Origin of the sequence: Solidesulfovibrio sp. C21 (genome assembly GCF_047785625.1) — a bacterium.
GTDB lineage: Bacteria > Desulfobacterota > Desulfovibrionia > Desulfovibrionales > Desulfovibrionaceae > Solidesulfovibrio.
In genome coordinates, this window is record NZ_JBLODY010000004.1 from 17,219 (window position 1) to 29,820 (window position 12,602).

Below are 12,602 nucleotides of genomic sequence, written 5' to 3' on the forward strand. Positions count from 1 at the left end.
GGCCCCGCCGATTCGGGTGAGCATACCGGAAAACACGGGCAATGCCAAAGCCCGTGGCTTATTCCAGGTTTTGCACCTGTTCGCGGACCTTCTCCAGTTCGGCCTTGAAATCCACCACCAGCCGGCTGATGTCCAGGTTCTGGGCCTTGTTGCCGCAGGTGTTGATCTCGCGGAAGGCCTCCTGGATCAGGAAATCGAGCTTCTTGCCGATCTCGCCGCCCTCGCGCACGAGCCCCTCCAGCCGGTCCAGATGGCCGGCCAGGCGCGTCATCTCCTCGGAGACGTCGAGCTTGTCGGCCAAAATGGCCGTTTCCTGGAGGAGCCGGTCCTGGGTCGGCTCCACGCCGGCTTTTTCCAGCACGGCCGTGATCCGGGCCACGAGCTGGTCCAGCTTCTCGGCCTTGACCGCCGGGGTCAGGGCGTTGATGGACTCGCGCCAGGATTTGAGCGTGGCGAACCGGGCGAGCAGATCCTCGGCCAAGGCCGCGCCCTCCCTGCCCCGGGCGTCGTTGAAATCGGCCAGGGCCAGGCGCAGGCCGTCGGCCAGGGTGACGAACAGGTTCGGGTCCGGGTCCACGGTCTCTTCCTGCCACAAATGGGACAGGGAGAGCAGGCGGTTGAGGTCGGGCGCGTAGGGTACCTCGCGCTCCTTGGCCAAGGCGGCCAGTTCGTCGAGCATGGCCCCGGCCAGTCCCGTGTCGAGCCGGGCCTTCCACATATCCGTGCGCTTGGGCGTGAATTCCAGATGGATTTCCAGCCGGCCCCGGGCCACGGCCTCGCGCACCACTTTTTCCAGCGCCGGTTCGCTCGGGCGCAGGAACAGCGGCAGCCGCCACTTGAGGTCCAGAAAACGGCTGTTGACGGCGCGCACTTCCCATACCTGGGTGAAGGCGTCGGAATCCAAACGGCTTTTGCCATATCCGGTCATGCTGTTGGGCATGGAGGCTCCTTGCTTATGGTGTGCTCTTGGAAAATACGTCGGCATTTTTCAAGAGAAAAATCATGTGGATAGTGTCTTGTTCGTGAGGGCGTCCGCCCGGCCCTCCCGGAGGTCCCGGCGGTAGCGGCGGCGGATGTCGGTCAGTTGCGCCAGCATTTCCGGGGAAGCGTAGTCGGGAAATGTCCAGGGCAGGGTTTGCCAGGAGCCTGCCTGAAAGACAAGGGTCAGATCGCCGAAAATGCCGTCCCCGAGATAGATGCGGTGGGTGAAATTCTTGCCCGTGGCCAGGACCAGCCGTTCGTTGGTCACGAGTCCCGGGTCGAAGTTGACCCGGCGTCGGCCGTCGGCGCGGGCCAGCGCCCGTTCCAGGCCGTTGGTGAAACGCTTGGCCGCGCGCAGTTCCCCCTGGGGGAGAAGGTTGGCGAAGACCAGCATGCGCCGCGACAGCGGCCCGCCCATCTCGGCGTCGTAATACCCGGTGAAGGTGAAGGGGGCAGCCGGCGTGGCCATTTCCACCGGGCCGAAGCGGGCTTCCAAGGCCGGTCCGTAGTGCGGCCACAAGGCGTCGTGGTCGCTTGTCAGCACCGAGCAGACGAGCTTTCCCGGCAAGGGCTCGTGGGGCGTGCTCACGGCATCTCCCCATCCTTGATCGGGGCCACCAGCAACAGGTCGCCGTCGCGGCCGACCGGACGGGCGCGCACGAGCGCGCCAAGAGGGGCGGCGACCGCCGCCTCGAAGCGGCAATCGACATACTGGCCGCAGGTGCCGGCGGCCGGATCCTGGCGCTCCAGGGCCACGACGACCTCGGCTTCCCGGGCCAGCCGGGCGCGAAAGGCGTCTTTTTTGCCGGCGGCCAGTTCCCGCAGTTCCCTGGCCCGCTCGGTCTTGACCTGCTTGGGCAGCTGTCCGGGCATGGCCGCCGCCCGGGTGCCCGGCCGGCGGGAATAGGGAAAGACATGGGCGTAGGTCAGCGGCAGACGGGCGAGATAGTCCCTGGTGCGGCCGAAGGCGGCCTCGGATTCTCCCGGAAAACCGGTCAGCACGTCGCAGCCCAGGCCGAAGATCGGCCATTCCATACTTATTGCGTCCACAAAAGAGGACACCCGGTCCGCATCGTCCGGCCGGCGACCCATGGCGCCGAGAATTTCCGGATCGGCGCTTTGCAGGGAAATGTGCAGGTGCGGGCAGACCAACCGGGATGCGGTGAGGACGGCAAGCCCCGCGTCGGTCAGCATGGCCGGGTCGAGGGACCCCAGGCGCAGCCGCACCGTGTCGCCGCAGCGCGGGGCCAGGGCCTCGTCCAGGGCGGCGAGCAGGTCCCAGAAGGACGCCGGCGCATCCAGGTCGCGGCCGTAATGGCCGAGGTTGATGCCGGTCAGGCCGACTTCCCGGTGCCCGGCCTCGACCAGGCGCAGCACCTCGTCCCGGATGTCGGGGAAGGGGCGGGAAACCGAGGCTCCCCGGCCGGAAGGCACGATGCAGTAGGAACAACCGTGGGAGCAGCCGTCCTGGATTTTGACCAGCCCGCGCGCCCGGTCGTAGCCGGTGACGGCCAGATCGGGAAAAACCGCGTCGGCCCGGGGAGCGGGGTCGTCCGGGCCAAAGGGACGTCGGGCCAGACCAGCCTTGTCCGGGACGACGATGACGCCAAGCGCCGCAAAGGCGTCCGGCGCGACCACGGCGGCGCAGCCGGTGACCACGGCCCGGGCTCCCGGGCGCGCCTGTGGGTTGATCTGGCGGGCGAGATTGCGGGCCAGCCGGCGGCTTTCGGCCTCGGCCCGGGCGGTGACGGTGCAGGTGACCAGCACGGCCACATCGGCCGCCGCCGGGTCGTCCACGCGCGAAAGCCCCGCTTTTTCCCAGGCTTCGGCCAGGGCGCGGCTTTCGTATTGGTTCACCTTGCAGCCCAAGGTGGCAAGCGAGAAGTATTTGGTGTTGTCGGAAGGACGCGTTGGCATGTCCGGGCGCATAACAAAGCCGGTGGCCGCAGTCCATGGCGCCGGGGAACGGCTCTTGCTCTGGGGAGGGGCAAGGGGAAAAACGTTCCCCCGGGAGGACGCCATGCGCAAGCGATTGATAATAGCCTATGATATCTTTGTGTTGGCCGGTTTTGGCGCGTATATGGCCCTGACCGTGTGGCGCTTGCCGGAGGCGTTGCGCCACCGGCTTTTTACGGCTTCGATGGGTTTTTTGACCCAGTTGACTGGCATGCCGGGATAGTTGTGTATGGAAATTGTCCTGGAAAATGGATGAAAATGGAATCAATCCTGGTTGTGTCTTGAAAAGAGGACTATTTGTTCCACGTATTATACTGAATTTAATAATGAAATAGTTGGACCGCTTTTTGAAAGAGCGTGCGGCTAAGGAATAACAAAAGCCATGGCACGCACTTTCGACACCCCCGCGCTTTATGCACCGACCGTCTGCCCCGGAGGTGACGTCGCTCTTCCCTTGTCCTGGGGGGCCGGCATATTTTTCCGGACCCTCGTGGATCTGGGCACCGGCGACGTTGCCGGCATTGAATCCGTCGAGGCGCAAAACCCCTGGAAGGATCTGCTGGACCGTCGCCTTGACGGACCGATCGAATGGCTGGCCTCCCGGGACGCGGACCTGACCGGCCTCCAGGACGCGGCCGCCTATCTGGTGCGCTGCGATCTGACGCTGCAGCCGCGGCGAATCGCCGCCTCCCTTGGCCTCGACCCCGGGCGCGCCATTTTGATGTTCGACGTGGCCGGGCTTTACGGCGATCCGGGCCGGGCCCTGAATCTGCTGCTCGACTGCAAGCGGGCCGGGGCGCGCATCCTGCTCGACGGTTTCGACCTCGAGAACCCGCCGGCGCGTTTCATGGAGATGCTGCCGGCCGATATCCTGCGTGTGGCCCCCCGGCGCATGCCGTGGCACTGGGATACGGCCAAGCGTCGGGAGTTGCTGGCCTCGGTGCTGTCCTTCGCCGACAACCTGCTGATGGATGTGGCGGTCGAGGACGTGAGCTCCGGTGGACAGCGCCAGGAATACAAGCGCCTTGGCGTCCGCTATGCCCAGGGCTGCTGGCGCAAGGATATTGCAGGCAGTACACCCGAGCCTGTCCGGCGATAACCGACGCGCCGCAAACGTTTTGCCTCATCGGCTGCGATGGCTCACGACACGTCGCATCCAGCCAGACGCTATCTTGTAAGTTCTTGCCGGCCGAGGCAACCCATCCCGTAGCAGGCGTCTCCGGACGCGTGCCTTAGTGTATTGTTCAAATGTCGCTGGAGCGCATTTCAGCGTCTGTCTTTTTTTTTGCAGAGGCTGTGGTGTCGACAGAGAAGTCGTGACAAAGTCTGTATTTTTTTTAACTTGCCTTGCATGATGTTGTATTATATGTATAGAGAAATGGCATGGAGATGCCGTTAACATATATCGTATGAAGGAGAGGCTATGGAAGACTTTTTGAAAGAAGCGTTGGAGATCGTCAAGGCTCAGGCCAGTGTTCGCAACATGACCGAGGAGGAGATCACCTCCATGGTGCGGCGGCTCTCTGATGATATTCGTGGTATTGTCTCCGCCGGCACCGCCTTGCCGGGCGGCACCGAAGCCGTGGCCCCCACGCCGCCCGTCGATCCGAAAAAGGCCGTGCGCGAGCGCAGCATCATTTGCCTGGAATCGGGCAAGTCGTTCAAGATCCTCACCAAGAAGCATTTGGGCAAGTTCGGGCTTACGCCGGACACCTACCGCGAGAAGTGGGGATATCCCAAGGGCATGCCGCTTGTGTGCAAGGAACTGCAACGAGAACGCCGCAAGAAGATGAAAGAGATGAAGCTGTGGGAAAAGCGCGTGAAAAAATAGCGCCCCGCCATGCCGCATCCGTAAAAGCCCGGAAAACATCCGGGCTTTTTTTTGCGCGAGCGGCGGTGCGCGGCCTTGTTCCCGCGCCTGTGTGGCATTGGCGTGTTTTCCCCGGCCGCGCCGTTTCGGTTGCGGCGGGCCGGGGCAGGGGGGCTGGCGTGCTGCGTTTACCGCAGTTTGGCCGCGGCGGTTTCCACGTCCTTGGCGAATCCTTCGCGGGCGGCCGTGATGCGGCCGACCAGGGTCGGATCGCCAAGAGCCAAAATGGAGGCGGCCAGCCAGGCGGCGTTTTTCGCGCCGGCGCCGTCGAGGGCGACCGTGGCCACTGGAAAGCCCGGGGGCATCTGCACTGTGGACAGCATGGCGTCCATGCCGCCAAGGGCCGAGCCCGAGGCGGAAAGCGGCACGCCGATGACGGGCTTGACCGTGCGCGCCGCCACGGCTCCGGCCAGATGGGCGGCCAGTCCGGCGGCGCAGATGAACACCTGGCAGCCGGCTTCCTCGCATTCGCGGATGAGGCGCTCGGTGCGCTCCACGGTGCGATGGGCCGAGGTGACGGTGAAGCGGTGCTCGATGCCCAGCGAATCGAGCACCTTGGAACAGGGCCGCATTTTTTCCTCGTCGGAAATCGAGCCGATGAATATGGCCACGCGCATTTACCGTTCCTCCCGTTTGAGGCCCTTGTCGCCGATGTCGCGGCGGTAAAAGGCTCCCTTGAAATCGATTTTGGCGCAGGCGGCGTAGGCGGCGTCCTTGGCCGCGGCCAGGGTGTCGCCGAGGGCCGTGACGCCGAGCACCCGGCCACCGGAGGTGACGATGGTCTTCCCCTCGCGCCTGGTGCCGGCCTGATAGACGGTGACGGCCGGGTCGGCCTCGGCCGCCTCGATGCCGGTTATGGTCATGCCCTTGGGGTAGCTGCCGGGATAGCCCGGCGCGGCCATGACCACGCACAGGGCGCTTTGGCGCGACCAGCGCACGAGTTCCGGCGTCAGCGTCCCGGCCCGGCAGGCGGCCAGGATGGGCGGCAGCGGGCTGTCGAGACGCGCCAGAAGCGGCTGGCATTCCGGATCGCCGAAGCGCACGTTGTATTCGAGCACCTTGGGGCCGGCCTCGGTCATCATCAGCCCGGCATAGAGGATGCCGGTGAAGGGATGGCCGCGCTTTTCCATCTCGCGCAAAATGGGGTCGATGACCAGCGCGCAGGTCGCGGCGTAGTCCTTCGCCGGCAGCACCGGAGCCGGGCAGTAGGCCCCCATGCCGCCGGTATTGGGGCCGCGATCGCCGTCGAAGACGGCCTTGTGGTCCTGGCAGGCGGTCATGGGCACGGCCGTCCTGCCGTCGCAAAAGGCCAAAAACGAGGCCTCCTCGCCGACGAGCAACTCCTCGACCACCACCTTGGCCCCGGCCTGGCCGAAGGCGCCTTTGACAAGGGCCTCGTCCACGGCGGCCAGGGCTTCGGCCGTGTCCCGGGCCACGGTGACGCCCTTGCCGGCGGCCAGACCGTCGGCCTTGACCACCACATGCCTTCCCAGGTCCTCGATGTAGGCCCTGGCGGCCTTGGCGTCGGTAAAGGTCTCGTAGGCGGCGGTGGGGACGCCGGCGGCCTCCATGATCTCCTTGGCAAAGGCCTTGCTGCCCTCGAGCCCGGCCGCGTAGGCGTCCGGACCGAAGCAGGCCACCCCGGCTGATTCCATGGCTTCCCGCAACCCCGCCACCAGCGGCGCTTCCGGCCCGGTCACCACGAAATCCACGCCCCGATCCTTGGCCAGGGCCACCAGCCCCGGCACGTCCGTGTCGGCGACCGGAACGTTTTCGCCGATGGCGGCCGTGCCGCCGTTGCCCGGAGCGGCCAGAACCGCCGAAACGTCGGGACTTTTGACAAGCGTGCGGGCCAGAGCGTGCTCGCGCCCGCCCGAGCCGACCACCAGTATGCGCATGCCGCGCCTCCTTGATACCTGAGGAAGGAAGATGGCTCCGGCGGCCCCAAGGGGCGACGCACCCGTGCGGGATACGCCTGCCGGGGCCCGATGCCCTCGTGTCCGGCCGCTTTTCAGGCCGCGCCAGGCCGGAAAACGCGAATCCGTTCCCGTGCTGTCGCGGAAAACGATGGCGTCTTGCCGTCTGCGCGACGCCTGCGGTCGGCAGCGGAAAACTAGCCGCAATGCCCGTAAAATGCAAACCGCCGCCAGGGACGGTCGCATCCCCGGCGGCGGTTTCCTTTACGGCGCGGGCTCCGGTCAGGCCGGCAGGGCGGTCTGGGCGCTTGAACCACTGATCTCGGCCACCAGGGCGCTCAGGCTTTCGGCCTGGGCGGCCATTTCGGCGATGGCCTGGGCGGACTGTCCCATGGCGTCGGCGGTTTCCGCGGCGATGCGGCTTATGGCCTCGATGGAGCGGTTGATCTCCTCCGAGGTGGCGGATTGCTGTTCGGCGGCGGTGGCGATGGCCCGGACCTGATCGCCGGCGGACTCGACCACGGAGACGATCTCGGTGAGCGCCGCGCCCGAACGTTCGGCCAGGGCGGTGGCCTGCCCGACCGCTGCGGCCGCCTCGTCCATCATGCGTTCCGTCTCGGACGTGCCGTGCTGGATGCCGGTGATGGCCTCGCCGACCTCCTTGGTGGCGTGCATGGTCTTTTCGGCCAGTTTGCGCACTTCATCGGCCACCACGGCGAAGCCGCGTCCGGCCTCGCCGGCCCGGGCGGCCTCGATGGCGGCATTGAGCGCGAGCAGGTTCGTCTGGTCGGCGATGTCGGAGATGACGCCGAGTACCGCGCCGATGCCGTGGGCCTGTTCGCCAAGCTCGCGCATGTTGACCTTGAGCTTGGCCGAGGCCTCGCTGACCGTGCCCACGGCCGCGACCACCTGGACCACGAGGTCGGCGCCTTCACGGGCCTTGTCCCGGGCGGTCTGGGCGCCCTGGGCGGTGTCGCCGGCGTTTTTGGCCACTTCCAGGATGGTGGCGTTCATTTCTTCCACGGCCGTGACCGTGTCCTGGACGCGGTTGTTTTGCTCCTGGGCTCCCTGGTTGGCCTGTTCGATCTGGGCCGAGAGTTCCTGCGAGGCCGAGGCCATGCGGTCCGAGGTGACGGCCGCCCTGGAAGCGGCGTCGGAGATGGCGGCATTTTGCGCTTCGATCTGTTGTTGCTGAAGCTTGATGGCGGTCATATCGGTCCAAAAGACCATGCCGCCAAGAAAGTTCCCATCCATGTCGTAGATAGGCGAGGCGTCCACCGCGATATGATAGGTCTTTCCGGAAGGGGCGGCCAAGTCCGTGGTCGTGGCGATCTTGATTTTTTCCGTGACGACTTTGTCGACGATCGGGCTTTTCTGGCTGTCGCCCAGAATAAACTGCCCCGAGGTCATGCCCACGTAAGACGCCGGCGGGTCCTTTTTCTCCAACAGGTCGCAGGAATGCTGGTTGACCCAGAGAATTTTGCGATCCGCATCGAGAATGGTGGCCGGGAGGGGCAAACTGTTGAGGACGCCTTCGGCGAAGCCGAGCTTGTTTTTCAGCTCCGCCACCATGCCGCGCAGATTGGCGGCCAGATGGGCCAGCTCAAAGCGGAAGGTGCCGTCGAGAGTGGCCTGCAGATTCCCCCCCGTGACCGCTTCCGTGAACCGTTCCACAGCGGCCAGCGGCCGCAGCACCAGAGCCCGGTTGGCCAGGGAGATGCCGATGACCACCGCCACCAGGACGAGGCCGCCGATGAGCAGCAGCATGTTGCGTTGGCTGGTGGCCAGGGCCGTCATCTCGGATTCGTAGGCGGTCATGCACACCAGCCAGCCCGTCGCCGGCACCTGGCTTACGGCCATGTATTTGCGTTCGCCTTTCCATTCGTAGGAGACGAGGCCGTTTTTTTGCTCCAGGGCCTGCCGGATGAAGGGCTGGTCCGACAGGTTTTGCAGCAGGACGCTCTTGTCCGTGGCATGGGCGATGATGACGCCCGAGGCGTCGACGACGAATCCGTAGCCGCGATGCCCGAAGCGCAGGGGATCGATGAAATCCTTGGTGAAGAAGTTCCATTTGGGGCATACGGCCACGCCGCCGAGGAGTTTCCCATCCTTGGCGCGCACGGCCTTGGCCACGACGAAGATCAGCGTATCGCCGCTACGGGCGCTCAGGATCTTGTTGGTGAAGACCATGTCCTTGCCGCCGAGCACGCCCCGCACATAGCTGCGGTCGGCCCGGTTGCCGCCGGCCATGTCCTTGCCGGCGGCGTTGAACCCGGCCACGATCATGCCCTTGGCGTCGAAGGCGAAGATGGCCCAATAGTTGCCGTAACTTTCGATGTAGTTGCGGAAGCGTTCCTTGGCTCGATTCGGATCACCGGACAGCCCGGCCACCACCGCGTCCTGGGTGGCCAGCGCCCCGGCCACATCGGCCGCGTCCTGGAGATAGAGTTCCAGGGTCCGGGTCGAGGACTTGGCCATCTGGATCAGGGAAGCCTGCTCAAGGTCGGTGGCCATGCGGTGGGAGGAACGGGAAACATAGATCACCAGAATCAGGACGGCGGTCAGCACAAAGCCGGCCACAAGCAAGGTGAGAACCGTATTGACGCTGCCCCTGCGCATGGATGCCTCCCGGAACTGAAGTCGTGAGGACTTGTGCCACGTTCTTGGAACGGGATCGTTCCTCGTTGCAAAACGAATGGAAATGTATCCGAAAACAGTGAACCGTGGCAATGGGGGCAATGGTAAACGGAATAATGACACGGAAAGACAAGCTCGCGTGCGGCAGCCCGGCCCGGGAAAGGAAAACGCCCGCGCGATCCGTGCGAACCGGACCGCGCGGGCGTCGTGAGCGGCGTCCGATCGCGTTATCCTGGCAGGGCGGCCGTTTCGCCGGAACCGCCGATCTCGGCCACCAGGGCGCTCAGGCTTTCAGCCTGGGCGGCCATTTCGGTGATGGCCTGGGCGGACTGTCCCATGGCGTCGGCTGTTTCCGCGGCGATGCGGCTTATGGCCTCGATGGAGCGGTTGATCTCCTCCGAGGTGGCCGACTGCTGTTCGGCGGCGGTGGCGATGGCCCGGACCTGATCGCCGGCGGACTCGACCACGGAGACGATCTCGGTGAGCGCCGTGCCCGAGCGTTCGGCCAGGGCGGTGGCCTGCCCGACCGCCTTGGCCGCCTCGTCCATCATGTGTTCCGTCTCGGAGGTGCCGTGCTGGATGCCGATGATGGCCTCGCCGACCTCCTTGGTGGCGTGCATGGTCTTTTCGGCCAGCTTGCGCACTTCGTCGGCGACCACGGCGAAGCCGCGTCCGGCCTCGCCGGCCCGGGCGGCCTCGATGGCGGCATTGAGGGCGAGCAGGTTCGTCTGGTCGGCGATGTCGGAGATGACGCCGAGCACGGCGCCGATGCCGTGGGCCTGTTCGCCAAGCTCGCGCATGTTGATCTTGAGCTTGGCCGAGGCCTCGCTGACCGTGCCCACGGCGGCGACCACCTGGACCACGAGGTCGGCGCCTTCGCGGGCCTTGTCCCGGGCGGTCTGGGCGCCCTGGGCGGTGTCGCCGGCGTTTTTGGCCACTTCTAGGATGGTGGCGTTCATTTCTTCCACGGCCGTGACCGTGTCCTGGACGCGGTTGTTTTGCTCCTGGGCTCCCTGGTTGGCCTGTTCGATCTGGGCCGAGAGTTCCTGCGAGGCCGAGGCCATGCGGTCCGAGGTGACGGCCGCCCTGGAAGCGGCGTCGGCCATCAGCGCGTTTTGGGCGGCGATGCGCTGCTGCTGCTCGTAGGTTTCGGTCTGGTCGGCCCAAAAGGAGATGGAGCCGAGTATGTTGCCGTCCATGTCGTAAAAGGGCGTGCTGATGACATTGATGTGCAGCTTCTTGCCCGAAGGGGTGACGTACTCGTTTTCGGAGGCGATGACGCGGCGATCGTGAATGGCTCTGTCGGAGCAGGTCTCCTTGGCGGCGTCGTTTAAAAAGAACAGCCCCGAGCGCTGTCCCTTGTAGCTTTCGGGCGTCCCGGGTTTTTCCAGCAGCCGGCACAGGTGGTCGTTGACCCAGAGGACGTTGCAGTCCGGGGCCACGATGCCGCAGGGGGTAGGAATGCCCTTCATGACGCCCTCGGAGAAGCCGAGTTTGTTTTTGAGTTCCGCCACCATGCCCTCGAGGTTTTGGGCCAGTTCGGCCAGCTCGAACCGGAATTTTCCGGAGAGACGCGCGGTCAGATCGCCCTTGGCGACCTTTTCGGTGAACCGGCCGATGGCCGTCAGCGGCGAGAGCACCACCAGCTTGTTGAAGACGATGATGACGGCCGCGACGACAAGCAGCACGATCGCGCCGACCAAAATCAGGATGTTGCGCTGTCCGGCGGCCAGGTTCGACATCTCGGATTCCGCGGCGGACATGCAGACCGTCCAGCCCGTCTGGGGAACCTCGGCTACGGCCATGTACTTTGTTTCGCCCTTGTACTTGTAATCGATGATGCCGTTTTTAAGCCGCGCCGCTTGCTGTCCCCGGTTCCGATCGATCGTCGTGGAAAGAATCCGTGATTTGTCCAGGGCATGGGCGATGGTATAGCCCTCGGAGTCGTAAATGAATCCGTAACCGGTTTTCCCGAATCGGACGGGATCGATGTATTTCTTGGTGAATTTCAGCCAATCCGGGCACAGGATGACCACACCCACGGTCTTGCCACTGGCATCCTTCACGGCGTGGGCCACAACGAAGATCATGGCCTCGCTGCTCTTCCCCTTGACGATCTTATTGCTGACGAACTCCTTCTGGCCCGCCATGACGGCCTTGAAGTAGTTTCTGTCGGCATACGAGGAGGCCAGGGCACTGCCGCCCTTGATCTCGCCGGCCACGGGCTTGCCGTCGGTTCCGATGAGTATGGATGCGTTCAACGTATCGGAATTGTTGATATAAATTTTAAACAAATTGCGGGCGCGTTCCGGAGAACCGTTCAGGGCCTCGATCATGACGGGCAGGATGGCGAGATTCTCAGTGGCATCCTTCGTGTTTTCGATAAACATCCCGAGGACATCGGCCGTGCTTTTCGCCGATTGCTGGAGGGCGTTTTTTTCCAATGTTGTTGAAATGGAAAACGTCGATACGGAGACGTACACGATCAATGCGGCGATGCCGGCAAAAAGCGAAAGAATGACGGCAACGGTCAGGACAGCGTTGATGCCGATGCGGCGCATGGCCGACCTCCTTGGATTAGCAGGGGGAATATCAATTCCTAATCGGTTGCAAAGGAAAAAAAATTATGGGGACATGTCGTGGGGCCTCACACTGCGTGTGGCACTGGTATATAGTGCATTCTATAAATGTGGATGTCCTAGCGAAACGCTCTTTGGGTAAAGTATTGTCTTCCAATTACCGGAAGTCCTTCGAAGATTAAAGCCCAAAGTTCCGTATGGATTTTTCCCAGTGTGCTGTCATGGTGGCGTAAGACACCCAAAGAAGAATGATTGAACAAAAATGACAGTAATTTCGCCTGCGGCAGGGAGAAATATCACATCGGGCGGGTGGGGACTGGCGCGATGGTCCGGGGAAGAGTGCGTTGGTCCGGCTTCTGGACAAGGGCGGCTACGTCCGCATGGCGCTGAGCGCGTCGGGCTGTACAGGGGGGGCGGGCTGCGCTAGAAAATGACAAACACATGCCTCACGCGCGACCTGTCCCCTCATCCAGGAGGCCCTCATGAGCAACGGCGCTTTCCTGCTCGTCTTTATTGCCCTCGGCTTCGTCATTCTGCTGTATTTCAACAGGCGGGCCAAGAATTACCGGGACCGCCATCCGGGCAAGAGCAATCCCATCGACTATTGGATGACCGGAAAGACCGACAAGGACGACAAGGACGACAAGGACGATCTGTAACCCG

General features: G+C 64.1%; 11 protein-coding genes. 4 read left to right on the top strand and 7 right to left on the bottom strand.

What is annotated here, in order from left to right; translation table 11 throughout:
* Positions 1-58 precede the first annotated feature (58 nt).
* From ACMZ6R_RS02205 to ACMZ6R_RS02215, 3 genes are read right to left on the bottom strand one after another with little or no spacing between them, the layout of a single operon-like run.
* Entirely contained in the window at positions 59-940 is an 882-nt protein-coding gene (locus ACMZ6R_RS02205; RefSeq protein ID WP_416109162.1) for a YicC/YloC family endoribonuclease, read from the bottom strand.
* Between the two features lie 60 nt (positions 941-1,000).
* On the bottom strand, positions 1,001-1,570 hold the full coding sequence (locus ACMZ6R_RS02210) for a DUF4416 family protein (RefSeq protein WP_416109163.1): 570 nt from the start codon (positions 1,568-1,570) through the stop codon (positions 1,001-1,003).
* Positions 1,567-2,898 (bottom strand): MiaB/RimO family radical SAM methylthiotransferase, encoded by a 1,332-nt coding sequence (locus ACMZ6R_RS02215; RefSeq protein ID WP_416109165.1) that lies wholly within the window; start codon positions 2,896-2,898, stop codon positions 1,567-1,569. Before ACMZ6R_RS02215 ends, ACMZ6R_RS02210 begins: the two co-directional genes overlap by 4 nt.
* 103 nt (positions 2,899-3,001) lie before the next feature.
* Here ACMZ6R_RS02215 and ACMZ6R_RS02220 point away from each other — a divergent pair, with 103 nt between their 5' ends.
* The 3 genes from ACMZ6R_RS02220 to ACMZ6R_RS02230 all read left to right on the top strand — a co-directional run bounded on the left by ACMZ6R_RS02220 (position 3,002) and on the right by ACMZ6R_RS02230 (position 4,768).
* On the top strand, positions 3,002-3,160 hold the full coding sequence (locus ACMZ6R_RS02220; RefSeq protein ID WP_416109167.1) for a hypothetical protein: 159 nt from the start codon (positions 3,002-3,004) through the stop codon (positions 3,158-3,160).
* A gap of 159 nt (positions 3,161-3,319) precedes the next feature.
* Positions 3,320-4,036 carry an EAL domain-containing protein gene (locus ACMZ6R_RS02225; protein ID WP_416109168.1) on the top strand — a complete coding sequence of 239 codons (717 nt, stop codon included), beginning with the start codon at positions 3,320-3,322 and terminating at the stop codon, positions 4,034-4,036.
* Between the two features lie 324 nt (positions 4,037-4,360).
* A complete protein-coding gene (locus ACMZ6R_RS02230; protein WP_416109170.1) occupies positions 4,361-4,768 on the top strand; it encodes a MucR family transcriptional regulator in 408 nt (135 codons plus the stop codon).
* Between the two features lie 167 nt (positions 4,769-4,935).
* Here the strand turns inward: ACMZ6R_RS02230 and purE are convergent, their stop codons facing one another.
* The 4 genes from purE to ACMZ6R_RS02250 form a co-directional block, all read right to left on the bottom strand.
* Positions 4,936-5,424: a 5-(carboxyamino)imidazole ribonucleotide mutase gene (gene purE / locus ACMZ6R_RS02235; RefSeq protein WP_416109172.1), complete on the bottom strand. Its 489-nt coding sequence runs from the start codon at positions 5,422-5,424 to the stop codon at positions 4,936-4,938.
* Positions 5,425-6,705 carry a phosphoribosylamine--glycine ligase gene (gene purD, locus ACMZ6R_RS02240; protein ID WP_416109174.1) on the bottom strand — a complete coding sequence of 427 codons (1,281 nt, stop codon included), beginning with the start codon at positions 6,703-6,705 and terminating at the stop codon, positions 5,425-5,427.
* Positions 6,706-7,005: 300 nt separating this feature from the next.
* The gene (locus ACMZ6R_RS02245; protein WP_416109175.1) at positions 7,006-9,342 is read right to left on the bottom strand and encodes a methyl-accepting chemotaxis protein; all 2,337 of its coding nucleotides are present in this window, start codon (positions 9,340-9,342) and stop codon (positions 7,006-7,008) included.
* Between the two features lie 245 nt (positions 9,343-9,587).
* On the bottom strand, positions 9,588-11,921 hold the full coding sequence (locus ACMZ6R_RS02250; RefSeq protein WP_416109176.1) for a methyl-accepting chemotaxis protein: 2,334 nt from the start codon (positions 11,919-11,921) through the stop codon (positions 9,588-9,590).
* Between the two features lie 500 nt (positions 11,922-12,421).
* Here ACMZ6R_RS02250 and ACMZ6R_RS02255 point away from each other — a divergent pair, with 500 nt between their 5' ends.
* On the top strand, positions 12,422-12,598 hold the full coding sequence (locus ACMZ6R_RS02255; protein WP_416109177.1) for a nucleoside transporter: 177 nt from the start codon (positions 12,422-12,424) through the stop codon (positions 12,596-12,598).
* The last annotated feature ends 4 nt before the right edge of the window (positions 12,599-12,602 follow it).